This window comes from Muricoccus radiodurans (assembly GCF_050154705.1).
Lineage (GTDB): Bacteria > Pseudomonadota > Alphaproteobacteria > Acetobacterales > Acetobacteraceae > Roseomonas > Roseomonas radiodurans.
Genome location: NZ_CP189561.1, coordinates 3,144,283 through 3,163,273 on the forward strand (window position 1 = coordinate 3,144,283; position 18,991 = coordinate 3,163,273).

Consider the following 18,991-nt stretch of genomic DNA (forward strand, 5'->3'; position numbering starts at 1 on the left):
CCCGTCAGACCAGCTGGGGAATTTTCAGTCGGCAATTCTGGGGAGTGTCGTCTCGGCGCCTACAGGGGGTGGTGCGGCTGGCTAGGGCGGCGCGCAGGGCCTCCAGCGCTGCCGGCAGATCCGGGCGGCCCGGGCCCGCGTCCCAGGCCACCAGGACCGAACTGGCGGCGTCACGCAAGGACAGGCGCGCTGCGGCCGTCTGGGGCGGCTCCTGGACGGCTGTGGCCGGTGCCCCGGTGTCTGGCTGCCCCGCGCCCTCCTGGCCGGCGTGTGTGGCCTCTCCGCGCTCCGGTCCAACGCCGATCGCCCGCAGCCCTGCCGCGGTGATCCGCAGCGCCACCGCGGTCTCGTCCTCCTCCTGGCGCCAAGCAAGGGCGCGGTGCTCGGCGGGGGCGGTAATCTCCTCCAGCAGCCCGGTCTTAAGCAGGCTGCGTACCACGGCGTTGCGGGCGGCGGCCGGGAGGTGGTCGGGCGCCTTCGCCAGCCCCATCGGGTTCTGGCTCGCCCGGCTCAGCAGCAGGCTCTGCGTGTGGGAGAGGGTCATTGTCGGATCCCGGTTCCGGACCCGATCGGCCGGGTCCTACGACCCGAAGCCCTGACGCGTGAGGGTCAGGGTGGCGCCAGGCGTCGAGCTGGCTGCGTGCTGACGCTTCGCTCTGCTCGGCAGGGATGCCAAGCGCAATCGTGCGGAGACCCGCGCCCTCGTACTACTTCTTCTGCCCACGATGCGTGGGACCGAGCGAGAGCACCTACCGGCGATGACGGCCGCCGCCATCGAGGAGAACCGGCGCCGGACGGGATGGACGGGGAAGGTGCTGGTCGGACCGATCCCCTGTAACACTACCAAGGAGTGGGACCGGCGCTATGTGGCTGGGGCCAGCAGAAGCGAGGACCCTACCATCCCGGCGTCCGTAACGCTGTCGGGCTAAGGTGCGCCACGGTGGCGCACCTTCGGCGCGAGAGGTGTTCGGTGGCGAGTACCCTTCGGAGGTGTTGCACCGTGCAACACCTTCCCGACGTCGGGAAGTTCCTGCAGGCGGGAGATTGTCGGGCAAAGGTCGCTCACTGTGTGCGGCCTTCCTTTGCGGCGCCAGGAGGCCGCGAAAAGGCGCTATCGGGTCAGGACCCCTTCAGTGCTGCCCGCGCCTGACACCAGGCAGATGCTGGGCGCCCGCTGTGATTGTCTCCTCCAGTTCGGCCAGCTCGGCGTTGCAGATAGCAATGAGGCGCGCGCGGAAGGCGATACCAACCACGCCCTGTGCCGTTGCGTGAGAGAAGGCCCGTCCGAGTTCGATCCGCAGATCACGTATCATCGCAAACCGATCAGCGGTTGTAGCGCGACGATTGAGCAGCTTTTCCAACGACGCGCGCACGAGCGCCCGCAGGTCGTCGTCAATGAGGGTCGAGACCTTGGGATCAGGAGACATGACGATGCACCTCGCCTTCAACAGGAGGTCTTCTAACGCCAGCTTTGGCTGGCGATGGTTGAAGTTAGTCAACTAATTAGCTTCGCAAGCGTCACAGGAAGTTTATTTGTCTGAAAAACCGTGAACAGATTTGCTAAATGTTGAAGAAGGGGCAGTAGGACACAACAAATGTGTTGTTTGTCCCCGAACCTCTGAACCGAGATTTGAGAGCCACAAAGGACCGCATCAACACCACAACGGCGTGGACACCCGCAGTCTGCCATAACGAGGAGGCAACAAGTCAATGCTGAGCTACTGCAATGACAAGCCAGTGCGGGACCGGCGCTTGGCCGAGACAATCGAAGCCATCCACGAACTCTCTGACTATGCACATGCCAGAGGGCTCAATGTCGCCGATGAGATGCTAACGGAGTTGCTTGCACGGATCTACGTCGGTTTCGATCCTGTCGCATTGCCTAGCTTTTTGGCTGAGGAACGTAGCACGGCCAGCGCAGTGGGCTGATACCGGCGTGAGACGAGGCGCTGAATGAAACGCCAGGGCGCGCGTGGGACGCCTAAGCCCATAAAATGCCAGTGAGACTGTGCGTCTGTCTCAGTCTCACGTGAGACGTGGCGAGACGGCTCGACCGCTTGCTAGGTAACCAGTACCACCAAGTGCTGCAACGCTGTTATGGCAGGTGCCGAAGCGTTGGTCGGTAAGGTGCGGCACGGTGCCGCACCTTTGGCTGCGGAAGGTGGCGCACGGCGCACCACCTTACCGCACGACACCGCGCTTTAACGGCCGACGTAAGCGGCCCGGCGGCCGGCCTCATAAGCGCGACGCTGGTCCATCGCACGCTGCTCGCGACGGAACTCACGCCGAGCTTCCCGCCGCGCCATCCGCCGCTCGAAGGCTTGGCGCTCGAAGCGATCACGTGGGCCGTAGCCCTGTGCCTGAACGTCGGGAACCGCGATCAGGAATGCGCCCGCTACCACCATGGCACCAAGGATGGCTCGTTTCATCGTGTTCTCCTGGGCTAGGACCGTCCCAGCCATCGCTGCAGGGCATAACGCGACCATCACACCATCGTTGTGCCGCCGCGCTACGGGGCGAGGCGCGCCGCTTCAACGCCGAAATGCGCGCTCTCCTCCGCGGCATTGTTGGATCGGCTGCGCGGCCGGCTATGGGCGAACACTTGGCAGGCGCTGAGCATTCGCCGTCAACATGGCTTCCAGACGAGCAATCTCGGCATCGCAGATCGTAGCGAGCCGTACGCGGAACGCGACGTCGTCGGGTGTGAATTTGGCTAACGGGGCGTTCTCCATCGCGTGGTGAAGTTCCAGTCGAAGGTCCCGCAACATCCCGAGACGGTCGCCTCCTCTAGGGCGCCGGCTGAGCAGGGTTTCCAGGGAGGCCGCGACCATGGCGCGCAGGTCATTGTCGCGCGGTGCCGGAGATGAGGGTCGTTGGTGCAGCATCGTTCCTCACAACCGATCAGAATCCATCAGCGGCATAACCTCGAACGAATCAACGCAGGTCGCCAGCCTCGGCGGCTCACACGGATTTCAACAGGTAAAATATCCCACATCGCAGGACTGTTGAATTCGCAAACCTTGTCTCATAAGGATGAACAAAGGGTTATTTAACGCTCTTCATAAGACGTATCGTTCACAACCCCTCTTCGTGGCTTGGCTTTCTGCACCATAGATTTGTGGTGCCAACGAAGGGGGTCACAACCATGCCGGGCGTTGATCAGGTGCATTCCGCTTCAAGTGGAAGGCTGGATCAGGTGATCGATGCGGTTCGCTACTTGGCCGATCACGCTCAGGCTCGCGGGCTGGACCTTGCCGACGAACTCCTCACTGAGTTGCTGGCCACGATCTACAAAAAAGCGGGTGCCGTTCAGCAGCTCGGGCGCTTGGCGCGCGAGAACCGATCCATGACCGTGCTTCGCCTTGCGTGTGACCGTGACGCATATACCGGACGAGCCGATCCAACGATGTGGATGAGCGGAATGACTGTTGCTGGTGCTGTCGCGGCCAGTGGCGAAGCGGACCGGGAACCGCATGACGTGTAGCTGTGGAGGCAGTCCTGCGCCGGAGACCTCCCTACCAGCGGCCCTAGTCTGCCCAGGCTTCCAGGGCGGCTGGCACTATCGGGTGTGGTGCCCTGTCACGGGCCGGCATGCTCGGGGCTGGAAGCCGCTTCGGGATGAGGCCCTGGAGGAGGCTGGTTTCTGGTGGCGGTCGTTTGGTTGTCCTGACCTTGGCTGTGCCGATGTCGTCGTTCTGTCGGAGCCAGTTGAACTCCTTTCCTGACCGGTAGGGCGCGGCTCGGCACACCTCTGGACAGCGCGGCATCGGTGACGAAGGCTGGTCAGGAGGCCGTGAAACGGTAGGATTGTGCTTGGGCCGGATGCGTTACATGGCCGGCCCAAGCCGGCGAGAGCCATGCCCCTCTACCACTTCCAGGTCCTGGACGATCAGACGCTGCCTGACAGCGTGGGGGTTCAATTGCCCGACCTGAAAGCGGCCCGCGTCGAGGCGGTGCGCGTTGCCGCCGAGATCCTGAAGGAGCACGCAGAGACCTTCTGGTCCACGTACGAGTGGCAGTTGAAGGTCACGGACGATACCGGCCTGACGCTGTTCACGCTGCTGTTCCTGGCCCAGGAGGCGCCTTCAACCCGGAGGGACGGCGGGCGCAACTCCTAGTCCAGCGGCGTCCCCCAAGAGGGAGTGCGAGAAGTCGGCAGCGCGGGGTTTTCGGCATGTCGGCCGGGCGCGGGAAAGTGTTGTTGCTGCCGGAACGACCAGCCTACGCTATAGCGCTGCGGCGGCGTGGATGGGACACGCGACCTTCCGGCTCAGCGTGCCTCGCTCGGGGCAAAGGGCCGAGAGGTGGGCCGGTAGAATGGAACCTCCGCCGGCCAAGCCGATCTCGAATTCGACCCGCAGCGATCTCTCTAGACCGTGCCGGCCGGTTGGGGCGATTGGTTGGCCCAGCGCAGCTTCCAGCGTGCGATCCCTAGCCTCGTCCTAAGCTCATGACATACCCGAGAACGAACAGAAGTGCCGGTATAGCAGTTAGGAATATTCCGATCTGGTAGGCCACCGGCTTCCTGATCAGTGCAACGACGCCCGCGATCACGCAAATCAGGGCGGTGAACACGAGCACCATGAGGACCTGCAGGCCATCGAACTGCCCGCGAGGGTGTGCCGCGACGCTTGAGATCAGCATGAGTGCGAACAGCACGTCGCTGCCTACGACGATCCAGAAGAGCCGCGACAGGGTCATGGGGCCCGCACTCTCAGCCATCGTTGTTTCGCGATGACCTGGCATTCTACTGACGGCTCGTCGCGCCGCGGTGTCGTCGCATGCTGCTCTTCGTCTCGTCGGTCGTGCGCTGCCAATCTGTCAGCTTGGTGTGGCTTCTCACACCTGCACCGCCACAAGCAGGCGGCTGGGACCGCGCGCCCTGACACCCGGCCCCGGCCTGACCGCACCCCCCAGAGTAGCAGGGCAGCGGAGGCGGCGGCTGGCCTAAGTCTGGGTCCCAGGAACGCTCGGCCCAGACTGTAACTCATGTTGTGGTGCCACAGCCTGATCGGCTTGTAGCAACCGGGACGGATGCCGGCTTCCCGGCTTTCTAGCTTCCCGGGGCAGTGGCGGCGCTTGCTCCTACCTGAAGGAGCAGGGCCATGTCGCACGTCAGCACGGCGCCGGACGGGCGTCGTCTCCTGCTGCGGCTGGAGAGCATCGCGGATCTGACCGCCGAGGAGCGTCAAGCCGTGTTGGATCTGCCGCTCGTGGTCAGAAGCTACGACGCCGGCAGCGATATTGTCCGCGACCACGACCGCCCGCATGAGTGCTGCCTTCTGCTGGAAGGCTATGCCATCCGTCACAAACTCTTGCCGGACGGCAGGCGCCAGATCATGGCCTTCCACATACCGGGCGACATCCCGGACCTCGAAAGCCTGCATCTGCATATACTGGATAATTCGGTGGGCGCTCTAACGCCCGTCCGGGCCGCCTTCATCCCGCACCGGGCCATTCGCGAAGCGACCCAGCGCCATCCCGGGCTGCTGCACGCCTTCTGGCGCCAGACACTGATCGATGCTGCAGTCTTCCGCGAGTGGATGATCGGCATGGGCCGACGCACCGCTCACGAGCGCATCGCTCACCTGATCTGCGAAATGCTGCTTCGCCTAGAGGCGGTAGGTCTTGCTCCAGAGGGAACATACCTGTTCCCTGCAACGCAGAACGAGTTAGGCGACGCGCTTGGGCTTTCGACAGTCCATGTAAACCGCGTATTGCAAGACCTAAGAAAGCAGGAACTGATCACCTGGGTCAGATCCGTAGTAACAGTATTGAAGCGGGATGCGCTGATGGACCTCTGCGCGTTCGATCCGACCTACCTGCACCAGGATCACGGTACGGAGCGGTGAACATCACATTCCAGCCCGTGCTGGTGGCCACCAGCACTCCTGACAAGGAGGGGCAATTGGTCTTCATTGAGGGCGAGCTTGCGGCGGTGCTCGTCCGCCTCTCCGAGCAGCATGAGGCGGCAGGTCAGTGGTTCCTGGAACACGGCTTTGGCCAGCTGGACAGCCCCACGCACCCCACCTTCCATGACCTGCAGGCGGCCGAACGCTGGATCGCGAGCGCGACGAGCTACAATTGGGTGTCTTAAGGAGCCCAAGCGTTTAGTCCAGTGGCTTGCTTTGCCTGCTAGTCAACCCGGCCCACGCCGAGGAACGTCGCCTCGTCCTGGGCGCGCGCCTGGCTGCCCGCGATCCGCGGTGCGTGCTGATGGTGACGTGCGGGTGCGGCCGGAAAGCGGTGGTGCCCATTGCCGGCATCGCGGCGCGCTGGCCCGACATCACCGCGCTAAGGCGTGCGAGCGGCTGTTCTGCCTCATGTGCGGCGGCTGGCAGAGGTGGTGAACCTGCGGGACCCGCGCGGCCAGCTGCCGCAATCCGATCTTCGTCTATAGCTGGTCGGACCGTGATTGGGGGCGCGGTAAAGGCCGAGTAGGGGAAGCCGCCGGCCAGGTTCCCCAAGCGGCGGCCCTGCTGGTCAGGTGCGCTTGTCGCGGACGTAGTCCCCTATACGCCGCGCAGCGTCGGTCTACGCCTCTGCGCTGGAGATGAAGTGAACGTCCTCGGGAGGGCTCAGCGCGCCCGGGTGGCAATGGCCCGGACGGTAGAAATCGGCGAGGCCCGAAATGTCGGGTGGGAGTTGGTCCTTGGTCGCCCACTGCGTGACCAAGGACAGGGTCGCCGTAAAGACCCGCCGCCCCGTCGCGTCCCGAACGTCTGTCGAGATGTCGCGGCAACCCCCGTCCAGCATGACGTCGCTGGCCATGTCCAAGAGGGCCTTGAGGGCCATCCCGCGGACCGCTGCAGCATCAGCGCAGTCCAGGCCCTCCTCATCATGGACGAAGTGCTCGCCATCGTCCGTATCGAAGAAGAAGCGGCTCAGAGGCGGGATACGATCATCATCTTGGGTGGTCATCATTCGCACACTTTCTTCGTCCAAATGAGGGGAATGCAGTTGCGATCCTCATCTTAGGAATGAGCCGCCGAATGGCGCCACCGACATTCAACTAGACCGTGAGCGAGCCAGACGAAAGACCGGCGAAGTTGCAGAAACGCCACGAAAATTCGTGTTTTGGTGCCGTGTAATAGAGGGGATTCACATATTCGAAAGAAGTCGAAAATTTTCTACAGCCACAATGCTGTGGGCGTTAAGAGCTCTGCCTGCACTGTGCACGCCCGCTCCAGCCAAATGGACGACACCGCCACCTGTCGGATTGGCAAGTCTTGAGGATCCGAAATTGCCGTACCAGCCGATCACGACCCTCGAGCCACATCCTTCCTCTGTGTCCGATAACCGCGAGGGGATCGCGTCAGCAGAGCCGGACACGCTCATGGTCCCGGCTCGGCGGCCCATCATCCGGGAAGGTGAGCGGCCCGAGCACATCTACCTGCTGCTGAGCGGGATGGCCTGCCGATTCCGGGTCCAGCGGGACGGTAGCCGGCAGATCATCGGCTTCCTCCTTCCAGGCGACTTCTGCGACCTGCAGCTGTTCGGCAAGTCGCAGTACGCTGTCAGCGCCATGAACGTGTGCAAGCTTGCGGTCTTTTCGCGCTCCCGCCTCGCTGACCTCGTGCAGGATGACGCGTCTTTGGCGCTGACGCTGCTCCGGGAGAGCGCTCTTGAGGCCAGCGCTATGCGCGAGTGGCTTGTCACGGCCGGATTGGGCAAGGCCGAGCGGCAGATGGCGCATCTCTTCTGTGAGCTGCATGCGCGCCTCGGAAGCCGGGATGAGGCAGGCCCCATCTCGTACTCCCTTCCCCTCACCCAGGCCGATGTGGCGGATGCCCTGGGCCTCTCTCCGGTGCACGTCAATCGCGTGCTCATGGTGCTCCGTAAGCGCGGCCTGGTCTCCTGGACCGGCAGCGTGCTCAGCATTCTCGATCTCGCCGGCCTCGAAAGCCTGGCGGAGTTCAGCCCGGCCTATCTGCCGTCGCGGAGTTCCACCGTAGCTACGAGGGTGGCTCTGCAGAACGCCTTCTCCCGGCCGAACGTCGAAAGCGCTAATCAGAACAGCTACCAGCCCCACCCGAGCGAGGCTGGGACTGCAATGCCGTGGGCGATGCCCGCAGTGGCTTGAGACAGGGGAGATGGGAGCGGGTGTCATCGTAAGGGGAGCGACCCCAAGGGGATGACGTTACCAGGGCCTACCTCCAGGCCCCACCCGCACGCGTCGGAAGGTGAACGGCAGCTAAGGCGAGCGGGTGCCCCGGCTGTAGCCTGATCTGAAGCGTTGATGCGGCACCGCACCGGAGCCGGACAACGCGATGCAGCACCTCCAGCAAGCATTTCTGTTCGCCGTTCGCGCCAGAGGCGCGAAGACACTGGAGGAGAAGGACGCGCATCTTGAGGACCTCATTAAGGTGCTAAAGACCGCGATGCGGGACGAGGAGGCGGTCGAAGCGATCCGGGCACCCGCCGTTTTCCAGGGCGGCTAAACCCCAAACGCAGGACCGCCCGCCCAGGGGCACCGGACGGCCGGCTCCTGCTACTACTGGACCACGAAGTGTCCCGATCGGGCTTGGGGCTGTGCCGCAACGGGGTGGGGCGGGTTGCTCCTAGTCCGGGCGCAACTCATGCCGGAGCGTACGCAGAAGGGCGCGCAACTCCAGCGGCTTCTCCACTCGCGGCAGATGGGCATAGACCGGCGGGATGGACTTGTCGTCGTACCCCGTCGCCAACATGATCGGCACGCTGCGCGCCAGCAGTGCCTCCACCGCCGGCCAGACCATTTCGCCGGCCAAGTTCACGTCCAGCAGAGCGCCGTCGATCTGCTCCTCGTCGCGGATCAGGGGCAGGGCATCAGCGACCCGGGCGACTGGTCCGAGCACCTCGGCACCGTCCTCTTGCAGAGCTTGCGCTAACTCGTCCGCCAGGAAGTACTCGTCTTCCACTACGAGGATGCGGCAGCCGTGGAGGCTGCTCCGTGCTACGCCGCTCATGCTGGGTCCTCCAGCAGCCGCACCGCCTCCAGCGGCAAACTAATTATGCAGTGCACCCCGTCAGGGGTGAACTCCCGCCGCGTCTCCGCCTTGAGCTGGTAAGGTAACGCACGCTCGATCAGCTCGCTTCCGTAGCCTCGGCGTGATGGAGGGCCCTGCGGCATCTCCACCCCACTCTCCCGCCATTCGAGCACGAGGCGGTCTCCACCGCTGCCCTTCTGCTCCACGTGCCACTTGACGGCCAGACGCGCCTTATCCCGCGCTAGGGCCCCGTACTTCATGGCATTCGTCGCCAACTCGTGCAGTGCCAGGGCGACCGTCTCCACCTTATCGCCAGGCAGTTGCACGGCTGGCCCGGACACCGTGACCTTGGCCGATCGGCCATTCCCGACGGACGTCAGCTCGGCTTGTACCAGTTCTTCCAGCGACACGGACCAGGCCGCTGAGCGCGTCAGGAAGCCCTGCACTCGCCCGAGGGTCGCCAGGCGATCATCGTACTCGTCGCGCCCTCGCGAGGGTGGAATGGACCGGCGCGCGACGTTGCGCACCACTGCCAGCAGATTCCGAGTTCTGTGTTGGAGCTCCGCGACCAGCACGGCCTGATGACTTTGGAGCCGCTTCAGGTTCTCGATGTCCGCCGTTGTGCCGAGCCACTCCACGATTTGGCCCTCCGGCTGCTCGGTCGTCGGTCCGTTGCGCACGGGCAGGGAGCGTGTCTGGTGCCAGCGCCACGCGCCGTCCAAGGCGTGCCACACCCGGTGCTCCACTTCCAGCCGCCCCTGCAGCCGCGCCTCGTGCCATGCCGCCATTGTCTGTTCCCGGTCCTCGGGATGTACGGCGTCAAGCCAGCCTAGTCCGTGGCTCTCCTCCTGGCCCTGCCCCGTGTAGTCCTGCCACTGCGGTGAGGCCCAGGCCCACCGCCCCTGGTCCAACGAGCGCCAGACCAGCGGGGGTATGCCCTCGGCGAGCGTCTGGAACCGCTCCTTCTCCGCCTCCAGCGCCTCCCGCGCGGCGATCATGTCGGACACGTCCTGCACGATACCCGCGACCCGGACGACCGCCCCGGTCCCGTCTCGGATCGGGAACCCCGTGTCACGCAGGTGCACGAGGCGGCCGTCGGATGGGCGGACCACCCGGTAGTGGACGATGGCCATCTCGCCCGCGAGGGTGCGTGGCATGGCCCGCATCGCCGCCTCTCGGTCGTCAGGATGCAGAAGCTCCGCCCAGCGTCCGAGATTCGCCATGACCGCCGCGCGGTCCTCCCCAAACATCCGCTCGAAGGCGGGCGAGAGATACTCCAGCCGCGTTCCGTCGCCGCTCGCGATCCAGATCGTGTCCGCCGAGTGCTCCGCAAAGGCCCGGAACCGCTCCTCGCTCGCGGCCAGGGCTGCCTCTGTGCGGGCCCGCGCGACCTCTGCCCATAGCCGTTCGGCAACATCCTGCACGAGTGCGACGTCGCCATCGGACCAGCGGCGGGGTTCATGCTGGTGGATGCTCACGTTCACCACCAGCCTGCCGCCGACGAGCAGCGGCACGCTCAGCAGTGCCTGTACGCCGACAGCCGCGATGGCGGCATAAGCCGGCTCCGCGACCAGGAGGCCGACATGGTCGACCCGCACGGTTCGGCCGGCCCGGAGATCGTTCAGCACCTCCCCGTCGTAATCCTTCAGCTGCATGACAGTTGGGAACGGTTGGGCGCCGTCCGCGAACCATCCGCTGAAGATGTGGGCGAGACCTTTCTGCCAGTCGTACTCCGCCCACAGCACCCGCGAGGCTCTAAGTCGCTCTCCGAGGTGGCGAGCGGCAGTCTCGATCTTTCCGCCGGCGCTCGGCTCGGCGCGCATGGCGTCGCCAAGCGCGAGAAGGAAGGCTTGGCGCTCCGCCGCCTCCCACAACGCGGCCTCTGCCCGGGCGCGCTCCACCTCCGCCCAGCAGCGTCCGGCGATGCCCTGGACGAGCGCGACCTCCTCCGGCGTCCAGGGGCGCGACGCCCGCCCGTTCACCGCCAGGGTGCAGCGCAGCGTCCCGTTGACCAGGACCGGGACGGCCAGGTCCGCGCCGACCGCGATCCGCGCATAGCCCTCCCTCATCGCCGGCGGGATGCGCGGGTCCGTCCGCGTGTCGCTCACCACGACGGGCCGGCCGGAGAGGTGCAATGACGTGAAGGGCTCCCATGCGTCGAGGGGGAAGCGCCCCTCGATCACCGGGACGCCCGGCACGTGGAACGCGGCCCCGATGACGTACTCGCGGCTGGCCCAATCCACCTCCGCCCAGTAGGCACGCTCGGTCCCGAGTTGCTCGGCCACGAGCCGGCAGGCGGCTTCCGCGACGGCCCGGGGGTCGGACAGCCCGCGGACCGCGTCGGAGAAGCGGACGAGGAACGCGTTGTGTACCTCACTCTCCCGCAGCGAGGCTTCGGCCAGCTTGCGCTCAGTGATGTCGCGCACGATGCCAGCCATGCGCGTCACCCGGCGCCGCCCCGTGCCGAAGCGGGTCTGGCCCGCGACCGCGAGCCAGCACTCCCTACCCTCCGGCCGGACCACCCGAACCTCCTCCCGCAGAACGCCGTTGCCCGCCGGGTCCAGCGCGCGCGACACCGCCGAGGCGTAGCGGTCCCGGTCGTCAGGATGGACGAGGGTGGAGAGTGCGACCCTGAAGTTCCGCGCGCCCTCGGGGCCGAAGAGCGCTTCCATCCGTTGGTCCGGCTCGGCCCGGTCCTCCTCGGGATACCAGACGAAGCTGCCCATCTCCGCGGCATCCAAGGCCAGGCGAAGGCGCTCCTCGCTCACCCGCAGCGCCGCCTCGGTGCGCACCCGCTCCGTGATGTTCGTGAACAGCACCGCCACGCGGTTCCGCTCGCGATCGAGGGGGAAGATGTTGAGGTCGAAGGTGCGCCCGAGCGTCGGCTCGGATTCCTTCACCCGTATCGGCCGGCCGGTGTCGAGCACCTGACCATACATCTGCGTCCAGCGCGGGTTCGGGGTGCCGAGCAGCTCCGTCGCGGTCCGGCCCACGGGGTAGGGCATGGAGGTGTGCGCCATGAAGGCGGGGTTGACCTCCAGGAAGCGGAAGTCCGCCCAGGTGCCTGCCCTGTCTTTCAGGACCTCGACGACGGCGTAGGCTTCGTCCATCGAGTGAAAGAGGCTGTGATAGCGTCTTTCGCTTGTCCTTAGCGCTGCCTCGGCGCGGGCGCGCTCTGCTGCGGCCCAAGTGCGTTCGCCGGCCTCGCGCACCAGCGAGACCTCGGCGTCCGTCCATGTGCGCGGCGTCTCAGAGTGAACGCCGAGTTCGGCGACCAGTCGACCACCCTTGACCAGTGGCGTGACGATCGCCGCCTGAACACCGACCCTGGCCCATGCCGCGCGCTCTGCTGCGTCGAACCCCGGGTCGGCATTCACGTCTGCGACGGCAAGGCCCTCGCCGCTATAGCGTCTCGCCATCACGTGCGCGCCGAAGGTCTCGTAAGTGAAGTGATCCGGGAACGGGGCGGGTGCAGGCCGCCCCGGCGCCGCCGGCCGGAAAAACTGGCCACGGATCACCCCTGCCTCTGCGCCGCGATCACCCGTCACCTCCGCATACATCGCGCGGTCGACACCCAGATACGCTCCGAGAAGTCGGGTCGTGGTGGCCTGGATCTCCGCCGCGTCGGCAAGCGGTCGGAGCGCGTCGCTCAGCGAGAGTAGGAAGCGCTGGCGCTCCTCACTCTCGCGCAGGGCCGCATCTGCTCTCACCCGCTCCCCGACCGCGAAGCCTGTCATGGAGGCCGCGATGACGGTCCCGCCGGCATCACGTACCGGCAATAAGGAAGCCTCGAACACCTCCCCCGTGCCATCCCCGGCCGGGTCAAGTGGCTGAGCTTGTACGTGCAGGCTCTCGCCGGCGAACACTTGGTCGTAGAAGGCCGCGACGGCGTGGAACTCACGCGCGAACGCCTTGGCCAGAGGACATCCGAGCGCGCCCGGGTGCCTCTCGCCGTAATGCCGCGCCGCCTCGTCGTTGTAGAGGAATACCCGTTCCGGCCCTACCACCAAGGTCGCCAGCATTGGCGACGCCAGCATCAGCTCCACGGCGGTCCGCAAGGGCTGCGGCCAGCCCTCAACCCGCCCGAGTGGGGTCGCATCCCACTCGAACGCGCGGACGCGCCCGGCCATCTCGCCGTCGCTGGGCGGCCAAGCTGAAGTTTCATTCGTTGGCTCGGGCATTTCGAAGAAACGGTCTGACATAGGGTAGGTTAGTCAACACCTGCGATGGGCCACCGGCCGTGTCCTCCTGAACGACAAAGCCCGCCGGCGAGGACCGGGCTCTTACGGTCCCAGGAGGCTTGGCATCGCCAGCCTCCAGGGCCGGCCTGGATTCCTCAGGTATTCCAACGTCGGCACTAACCCTTGTGGGCGGAGGAGCGGCGGCAATGCCGGCTGAACGACCGCCTCAACCCGGCCGGTGGCCGGGAAGATAGGCCCAGGCGGTCAGCGCGACGGGGGACCCGAATAGCTACGTATTCAACCATTCCGACGCGTCCATACCACGCTCCCATCCGGTTCAGTCCAGGCTTTGGACAATGCCAAGCCGGCATCCGGCACCGCATTGCACAAACCGGTGCAGCTCGCGAAAGACCACTGCCGAGCCGAGAGGCAGGAAGGTCAGGCGCGCCAAATTGGGCTTCGCCATGAAGACCTCCGTTTGCCGCCGCAATTCCGCCCGCCGCTCCTGTTCAAGGCTCGTCGCCTGGGTGGGTCCGGTAGGCGGCTCCCGCAAGCTCGTTCCCCATGGGGCCGCTCCCCTTACAACGAGGCCCAGGCACCGCCCCAGAGACGCCTGCCAACCCGCTCAGACTATCAGTGGGGAGATCAGACCTGCCCAGACGGTGAATCCAGAGCAGAGCCGCGCTAGGTCCTCGGCTCGTTGCATCGCGGAGGAGCGAAGGTCCGCGAGGATCGTGCGAGCTGCGGGTACCAACCAGGTCGGCCCGTCCCGTTCCAGTCGTTCAACCACGGCCCGTTGGGCCACGACACGAGCGTCCGCCTCAGCGACGAGGCGCTCGGCCTCCCGAACGCTTTCCTGACTGGCTGGCACAGCACGTCCCCGGACCGACGCCAAAGTCTGAGGGTTCAACCTTTCAGCCCGCTTACAGCTTAGGTCGACCGAATGCGACTTCTTGATCCAGGCACAGCAAAGCCCGGACGCCGTTCAGTTCGAAATTCCCGGTTCTTAACCCGGGATAATGCCACCCAGAACGACGGGAGATAGACGCGCAGTCCCTTGGAGGGAGGCGCAAAATGCTGCTCGACAAGCCCGAATCTGCGCGGATCGATGATCAGAGGATCGACTTGCGTGACCCATACAGCGTGCGACACTGGTCTCGGGCCTTTGGCCTGTCCGAGCTGGATCTCGCTATCGCTGTTCAAACTGCGGGCCCGCGGCCTGGCGCCGTGGCATTCCTGCTGAAGCGCCAGCCGACGCTGGAAGCACGTCAGGCGTGAGACATAGCTCGCCGAGGCCGGCCGCGGAGCAGGGTCAGACGACTGCTCTCGACGCTCGCATCAACTGCTTTGATCCAAACAGCCTCGCCCTATGGGCGGGGCGGTTTGGGATACCGCCGCACGAGCTTGTGGCTGCGGTCTCGAAGACGGGGGCAAGGGTTGGCGATGTAGCCCATTGCCTTCTGATCGTCCCCGACACCGATCAGAAGCAATAGTGCCCGGCAGCCTGTCAGGGCTCCAGGTGCAGACCCGTTATCCCGGAGCGGCCAGGCATGTCCGCCGCGGCGGTGCTGCCGATGCTGCGGGGAAGCGCCGCGCTCTACAGCGTCCGGAGACCGCCTCTTCCCCTACGGTGCTCCGCCTCGCTCAACAGATCTGGCCGATGCACTTCGAGCAGCTGCATCACCTCTTCTGCCCGTTCCGGGTTGGGCGATGCGATGCCAGCAGCCCAGCGATGCGTCGAGACCGGCCCGACACCGAGTTGCCGGGCCAGGATCGCTGGCCACTCCTCACCGTAGATGGCGAAAGCTGCCCATTGGACGAACTTGAGACGAGCACGCCGACCGCCGTTCATTGGAGGGGGGAGGCCCCCCGAGATCCCAACTCGCAGGCCATCTGTTCAGTCGCCGAATAGATGCTGGTCCAAGGCCGCCGGGGACGCCTCACGTCCAGCCTGCGCCTTCGCTTCCTCCGTGAGGAGGATCTCCCAGGACCGCAGTTCAGTCAGGCGACTACTGATGCGAGATGCCGTTCGGGCTCGCAGCTCATCAAGGCTCTGAGCATTAGGGCCAAGTGCGTAAGGAGAGGCCCAACTCCGCATCGTCGGAAGATCCACCCCCGCCGCAGATGCGAGCGGGCCGATCCAGTCCTGGCCGAACAGCGCCTCTCCAAGCTGCGCGAGGTACCGTTTCCTGGTCTCGGTCGTCATCTCGCCCGAGGCCGGGCACACGATGCTCATTGGCGTTGACCCCCTCCTTCCCGTCGTGCGGTTCAGCACTCGGAAATTGCTGACCAACTATCACGAACTGGCCGCTTGGGCTCAAGGTCCGGCCTAGATGGCGAGTGCCGATGGCGGCGATATTTGCGACAGCGCCGGCCGCTATTGCCAGCGCCGGCCTCCCAACCCGCCCTCTGTCGTCCCTGGAGCCGAGCTGGCTGCGGGAGGCGGGACGGGCTGATCGGGGGCAGCGGCGGGGGTCGTGTTCACGGTCCGCCGGCGCACCCGTGGGCGGGCGGCGCTACTCCGCGCCCGCGGTGGAGGGGGAGAGGCGCAGCCTGCCAGGCTGAATAGGGCCATGAGGAGCAAACGGCGCTGCATGGGCGACCGAGTTAGCGGAAGCAGGGGCACTTGCAACCACACGGTGTGGCGATACGGGCTCGTGGCCACGTCCTGCAGACCCACCCCGTCCCAGAGAAGGTTTGCGCCGGGTTCCTCTCGCTGCTCCAATCTTCCACAAGCTGAAGTTTCTCTGCCGTGGTCGTGGTGCAGTATTGCGCCCCGCGCCGCGGGTATTTGCGTGCGTGGCTTGAGGGTTCGACTTCGGAACGAGCAAGGTTTTCTCTCTCCAGAGGGCAGTTCTTCTCCGGAGCTTGGGAGCTGGGCAATTTGGCCGACAAGGTATAGTGCATTGTTACTATTTGACCTTCCCTGATCGCCTCACCGCATTCTTCCACCCTCGGCTCGCCTGCCTAAAACCTGACTCCAACCCCTTGATACGCCCCCGACCACCTGTTCCATTCCCGTTCACGTGCAAGCCGCATGCCGGTTCAAGCGACGACGGGGGAACTGACAACTGATGCTAACGGGCGAACTTCGCAGCCAGATCGATCGCATCTGGGACAGCTTCTGGACGGGCGGCATCTCCAACCCGCTCGAAGTCATCGAGCAGATCACCTACCTCCTCTTCATCCGCCGGCTGGACGAGCTGCACACACTGGAGGAGCGCAAGGCCGCTCGCCTGCGCCGCCTCATGGCCCGCCGCCTCTTCCCCGAGGGCACCGACCCCAAGGGCCGGCCCTACGAGGACCTGCGCTGGTCCCGCTTCCGCCACTTCGCGGCGCCGGAGATGTTCGCGGTAGTGGGCGAGCACGTCTTCCCCTTCCTGCGCACGCTGGGGGGCGACGGCTCCACCTACTCCCACCACATGCGCGATGCCCGCTTTACCATCCCGACCCCGGCCCTGCTCTCCCGCGTGGTGGACATGCTGGAGGCGGTGCCGATGGAGGAGGCGGACACCAAGGGCGACATCTACGAGTACATGCTCGGCAAGATCGCGACGGCCGGGCAGAACGGGCAGTTCCGTACGCCGCGCCACATCATCCAGCTGATGGTAGAGATGACGGCGCCGACGTCGCAGGACGTCATCGTGGACCCGGCCAGCGGCACCTGCGGCTTCCTCGTCGCCGCGCAGGACTATGTGCAGCGGCACCACGCCGAGGCTCTGCTGGAGGATGCGGCGCGCGAGCACTTCCACCACCACATGTTCCACGGCTTCGACTTCGACAGCACCATGCTGCGCATCGGCAGCATGAACATGCTGCTGCACGGGGTGGAGAACCCCGACGTGCGCTACCGTGACAGCCTTGCGCAGGACCATGCGCAGGATGCCGAGCGCTACACCCTGGTGCTGGCGAACCCACCCTTCGCCGGTAGCCTGGACGCCGAGACGGTGGCCAAGGACCTGACCGCCATCGTCAAGACGCGGAAGACGGAGCTGCTCTTCCTCGCCCTCTTCCTGCGCCTGCTGAAGCCGGGCGGGCGCGCGGCGGTGATCGTGCCGGATGGCGTGCTGTTCGGCTCCTCCAAGGCGCATAAGGAGCTGCGCCGCATGCTGGTGGAGGACCATAAGCTGGAAGGCGTGGTGAGCCTGCCCTCCGGCGTGTTCCGGCCCTATGCCGGCGTCTCCTGCGGCATCCTGCTGTTCACCCGCACGGACAGCGGCGGCACCGATCAGGTGTGGTTTTACGACATGCAGGCCGATGGCTGGAGCCTGGACGACAAGCGCACGCCGCTGCTGCCCGAGGCGAAACTGGGCCCGGCGCCCGAGGTGGTGCTGGAGCCGGCCGAGCACGCGAAGAACAACCTGCCCGATGCCCTGGCCCGCTGGCGCCAGCGCGCGGGGGAGGAGCGGAGCCGGGCACGCACAGCGCAGAGCTTCTGCGTGACGAAGGAGGATATTGCCGACGCCGGCTATGACCTCTCGCTCAACCGCTACAAGGAGGTAGTGCTGGCGGAGGTGGCGCATCGCGGCCCGCGCGAGATCCTGGCCGACCTGCGCAGGCTGGAGGCGGAAATTCAGGAGGGCATGGCGCGGCTGGAGGGAATGCTGTCGTGATGTTCGACGCGGCATCGCCACAAGCCTTGGACGGCTCCGTCCGCCTCGGCGATATCGCCACCTTTGTTCGGGGAATCACGTTTAAGCCCGAGGATGTAGTGCCAGCGAGCCAAGCCGGCTCTCTTCTATGCATGCGAACGAAGAACGTTCAGGACAAGCTCGATTTGTCGGATGTCTGGGGCATTCCCAGGTCGTTTGCCCGGCGCGCCGACCAGCTTCTGCGCGAAGGCGACATCCTGATCTCAAGCGCCAATAGCTGGAATCTCGTTGGTAAGTGCTGTTGGGTGCCTGCACTCGAAAGCCCTGCAACCTTCGGTGGCTTCGTAACCGTCTTGCGTGCAGACCCACATCGAGCACACGCGCGCTACCTTTATCGCTGGCTGTCCAGCGATCCAATTCAAGCGACACTACGCAGCTTCGGCCGCAAGACAACTAGCATTTCTAACCTTGACCTTGGCCGCACACTTGATCTGACGCTGAACCTACCGTCTCTCGAGGACCAGCGCCGCATCGCCGCCATCCTCGATGAGGCCGACGCGCTGCGTACGAAGCGGCAGGCGGCGCTGGCGCAACTCGACGAGATGGCTGTTTCGCTCTTCATGGAGCGCTTCGTCAGATCGAACGACACGCTATCCTGGCCACAGGTCGCCATCGGCGCAATCGCTCGTACAATGAGGACAGGTCCGTTCGGCAGCCAGCTGCTTCATTCTGAATTTGTAGATGAGGGCGTTGCGGTGCTTGGTATCGACAACGCAGTTCGTAATGTTTTTGCCTGGGATGAACGTAGGTACATCACAGAAGAAAAATACAAGCAGCTTGCAAGATACCGAGTCTATCCCAGAGATGTAATTGTTACCATCATGGGAACGTGTGGGCGCGCTGCGATTGTTCCGGATGATATTCCCCTCGCAATCACCACGAAGCATCTTTGCAGCATCACACTTGATCACAAAGTCTGTCTTTCTGATTATCTGCATGCTTGTTTTCTGACGCACCCGGCAGTCCTGAGACAACTCGGTGTTACCGCACGCGGCGCGGTGATGCCTGGGCTCAACATGGGATTGATAAAGGAAACGGTGATTCCTCTCCCACCAATAGCCGTGCAGCAGGAGTTTTGCCGTCAGCTCCATGCCTTGAACGACAGCAGGCAGACCGCAGAAAGTGCTGCCGTCCAAAATGACTCCCTCTTTTCCTCCCTCCAACACCGCGCCTTCCGCGGCGAGCTGTAAGG

The 18,991-nt window shown here is 65.1% G+C and carries 18 protein-coding genes; 10 read left to right on the forward strand and 8 right to left on the reverse strand.

The window, feature by feature from the left end; all coding sequences use genetic code 11:
* Positions 1–4 precede the first annotated feature (4 nt).
* Entirely contained in the window at positions 5–544 is a 540-nt protein-coding gene (locus tag ACP6CK_RS15155; protein WP_426954141.1) for a hypothetical protein, read from the reverse strand.
* Positions 545–1,130: 586 nt separating this feature from the next.
* Entirely contained in the window at positions 1,131–1,499 is a 369-nt protein-coding gene (locus ACP6CK_RS15160; protein ID WP_426954142.1) for a hypothetical protein, read from the reverse strand.
* 253 nt (positions 1,500–1,752) lie between these two features.
* Between ACP6CK_RS15160 and ACP6CK_RS15165 the strand changes: the two genes are divergently transcribed.
* Entirely contained in the window at positions 1,753–1,929 is a 177-nt protein-coding gene (locus tag ACP6CK_RS15165; RefSeq protein WP_426954143.1) for a hypothetical protein, read from the forward strand.
* A 272-nt stretch (positions 1,930–2,201) separates the two neighbouring features.
* Here the strand turns inward: ACP6CK_RS15165 and ACP6CK_RS15170 are convergent, their stop codons facing one another.
* Together ACP6CK_RS15170 and ACP6CK_RS15175 are read right to left on the reverse strand one after the other, a co-directional pair.
* Positions 2,202–2,429 carry a hypothetical protein gene (locus ACP6CK_RS15170; RefSeq protein ID WP_426954144.1) on the reverse strand — a complete coding sequence of 76 codons (228 nt, stop codon included), beginning with the start codon at positions 2,427–2,429 and terminating at the stop codon, positions 2,202–2,204.
* 746 nt (positions 2,430–3,175) lie between these two features.
* Entirely contained in the window at positions 3,176–3,475 is a 300-nt protein-coding gene (locus tag ACP6CK_RS15175) for a hypothetical protein (RefSeq protein WP_426954145.1), read from the reverse strand.
* Between the two features lie 382 nt (positions 3,476–3,857).
* On the opposite strand from ACP6CK_RS15175, the gene ACP6CK_RS15180 reads away from it, so the two are divergent.
* Positions 3,858–4,118 carry a DUF6894 family protein gene (locus tag ACP6CK_RS15180; RefSeq protein ID WP_426954146.1) on the forward strand — a complete coding sequence of 87 codons (261 nt, stop codon included), beginning with the start codon at positions 3,858–3,860 and terminating at the stop codon, positions 4,116–4,118.
* A 313-nt stretch (positions 4,119–4,431) separates the two neighbouring features.
* Here the strand turns inward: ACP6CK_RS15180 and ACP6CK_RS15185 are convergent, their stop codons facing one another.
* On the reverse strand, positions 4,432–4,701 hold the full coding sequence (locus tag ACP6CK_RS15185; RefSeq protein ID WP_426954147.1) for a hypothetical protein: 270 nt from the start codon (positions 4,699–4,701) through the stop codon (positions 4,432–4,434).
* Positions 4,702–5,105: 404 nt separating this feature from the next.
* Here ACP6CK_RS15185 and ACP6CK_RS15190 point away from each other — a divergent pair, with 404 nt between their 5' ends.
* Both ACP6CK_RS15190 and ACP6CK_RS15195 read left to right on the forward strand, forming a co-directional pair.
* The gene (locus ACP6CK_RS15190) at positions 5,106–5,852 is read left to right on the forward strand and encodes a Crp/Fnr family transcriptional regulator (protein WP_426954148.1); all 747 of its coding nucleotides are present in this window, start codon (positions 5,106–5,108) and stop codon (positions 5,850–5,852) included.
* The gene (locus ACP6CK_RS15195) at positions 5,849–6,097 is read left to right on the forward strand and encodes a hypothetical protein (protein ID WP_426954149.1); all 249 of its coding nucleotides are present in this window, start codon (positions 5,849–5,851) and stop codon (positions 6,095–6,097) included. Before ACP6CK_RS15190 ends, ACP6CK_RS15195 begins: the two co-directional genes overlap by 4 nt.
* A 437-nt stretch (positions 6,098–6,534) precedes the next feature.
* On the opposite strand, the gene ACP6CK_RS15200 is transcribed toward ACP6CK_RS15195, so the two are convergent.
* On the reverse strand, positions 6,535–6,924 hold the full coding sequence (locus ACP6CK_RS15200; protein ID WP_426954150.1) for a DUF6894 family protein: 390 nt from the start codon (positions 6,922–6,924) through the stop codon (positions 6,535–6,537).
* A 319-nt stretch (positions 6,925–7,243) separates the two neighbouring features.
* Between ACP6CK_RS15200 and ACP6CK_RS15205 the strand changes: the two genes are divergently transcribed.
* Complete coding sequence (locus ACP6CK_RS15205; RefSeq protein ID WP_426954151.1) at positions 7,244–8,083, forward strand: Crp/Fnr family transcriptional regulator; 840 nt, start codon at positions 7,244–7,246, stop codon at positions 8,081–8,083.
* A gap of 187 nt (positions 8,084–8,270) precedes the next feature.
* Positions 8,271–8,441 (forward strand): hypothetical protein, encoded by a 171-nt coding sequence (locus ACP6CK_RS15210; RefSeq protein WP_426954152.1) that lies wholly within the window; start codon positions 8,271–8,273, stop codon positions 8,439–8,441.
* Between the two features lie 120 nt (positions 8,442–8,561).
* On the opposite strand, the gene ACP6CK_RS15215 is transcribed toward ACP6CK_RS15210, so the two are convergent.
* Both ACP6CK_RS15215 and ACP6CK_RS15220 read right to left on the reverse strand, forming a co-directional pair.
* Positions 8,562–8,945: a response regulator gene (locus ACP6CK_RS15215; RefSeq protein WP_426954153.1), complete on the reverse strand. Its 384-nt coding sequence runs from the start codon at positions 8,943–8,945 to the stop codon at positions 8,562–8,564.
* Entirely contained in the window at positions 8,942–13,096 is a 4,155-nt protein-coding gene (locus ACP6CK_RS15220; RefSeq protein ID WP_426954154.1) for a PAS domain S-box protein, read from the reverse strand. The genes ACP6CK_RS15215 and ACP6CK_RS15220 overlap by 4 nt, the downstream gene beginning before the upstream one ends.
* Before the next feature lie 1,125 nt (positions 13,097–14,221).
* Between ACP6CK_RS15220 and ACP6CK_RS15225 the strand changes: the two genes are divergently transcribed.
* From ACP6CK_RS15225 to ACP6CK_RS15240, 4 genes are all read left to right on the forward strand, one after another.
* The gene (locus tag ACP6CK_RS15225; RefSeq protein ID WP_426954155.1) at positions 14,222–14,425 is read left to right on the forward strand and encodes a DUF3606 domain-containing protein; all 204 of its coding nucleotides are present in this window, start codon (positions 14,222–14,224) and stop codon (positions 14,423–14,425) included.
* Complete coding sequence (locus ACP6CK_RS15230) at positions 14,422–14,640, forward strand: DUF3606 domain-containing protein (RefSeq protein ID WP_426954156.1); 219 nt, start codon at positions 14,422–14,424, stop codon at positions 14,638–14,640. The genes ACP6CK_RS15225 and ACP6CK_RS15230 overlap by 4 nt, the downstream gene beginning before the upstream one ends.
* A 1,581-nt stretch (positions 14,641–16,221) precedes the next feature.
* The gene (locus ACP6CK_RS15235; protein WP_426954157.1) at positions 16,222–17,760 is read left to right on the forward strand and encodes a type I restriction-modification system subunit M; all 1,539 of its coding nucleotides are present in this window, start codon (positions 16,222–16,224) and stop codon (positions 17,758–17,760) included.
* Positions 17,760–18,989: a restriction endonuclease subunit S gene (locus tag ACP6CK_RS15240; protein WP_426959918.1), complete on the forward strand. Its 1,230-nt coding sequence runs from the start codon at positions 17,760–17,762 to the stop codon at positions 18,987–18,989. The genes ACP6CK_RS15235 and ACP6CK_RS15240 overlap by 1 nt, the downstream gene beginning before the upstream one ends.
* The last annotated feature ends 2 nt before the right edge of the window (positions 18,990–18,991 follow it).

Excerpts from the sequence above, each read along its gene's own strand:
- ACP6CK_RS15170 (WP_426954144.1), bottom strand. The coding sequence starts at position 2,429 with ATGAAACGAGCCATCCTTGGTGCCATGGTGGTAGCGGGCGCATTCCTG.
- ACP6CK_RS15215 (WP_426954153.1), bottom strand. The coding sequence starts at position 8,945 with ATGAGCGGCGTAGCACGGAGCAGCCTCCACGGCTGCCGCATCCTCGTA.
- ACP6CK_RS15235 (WP_426954157.1), top strand. The coding sequence starts at position 16,222 with ATGCTAACGGGCGAACTTCGCAGCCAGATCGATCGCATCTGGGACAGC.
- ACP6CK_RS15210 (WP_426954152.1), top strand. The coding sequence starts at position 8,271 with ATGCAGCACCTCCAGCAAGCATTTCTGTTCGCCGTTCGCGCCAGAGGC.
- ACP6CK_RS15180 (WP_426954146.1), top strand. The coding sequence starts at position 3,858 with ATGCCCCTCTACCACTTCCAGGTCCTGGACGATCAGACGCTGCCTGAC.
- ACP6CK_RS15190 (WP_426954148.1), top strand. The coding sequence starts at position 5,106 with ATGTCGCACGTCAGCACGGCGCCGGACGGGCGTCGTCTCCTGCTGCGG.
- ACP6CK_RS15185 (WP_426954147.1), bottom strand. The coding sequence starts at position 4,701 with ATGACCCTGTCGCGGCTCTTCTGGATCGTCGTAGGCAGCGACGTGCTG.
- ACP6CK_RS15240 (WP_426959918.1), top strand. The coding sequence starts at position 17,760 with ATGTTCGACGCGGCATCGCCACAAGCCTTGGACGGCTCCGTCCGCCTC.
- ACP6CK_RS15220 (WP_426954154.1), bottom strand. The coding sequence starts at position 13,096 with ATGGCCGGGCGCGTCCGCGCGTTCGAGTGGGATGCGACCCCACTCGGG.
- ACP6CK_RS15175 (WP_426954145.1), bottom strand. The coding sequence starts at position 3,475 with ATGCGGTTCCCGGTCCGCTTCGCCACTGGCCGCGACAGCACCAGCAAC.
- ACP6CK_RS15225 (WP_426954155.1), top strand. The coding sequence starts at position 14,222 with ATGCTGCTCGACAAGCCCGAATCTGCGCGGATCGATGATCAGAGGATC.
- ACP6CK_RS15200 (WP_426954150.1), bottom strand. The coding sequence starts at position 6,924 with ATGATGACCACCCAAGATGATGATCGTATCCCGCCTCTGAGCCGCTTC.
- ACP6CK_RS15155 (WP_426954141.1), bottom strand. The coding sequence starts at position 544 with ATGACCCTCTCCCACACGCAGAGCCTGCTGCTGAGCCGGGCGAGCCAG.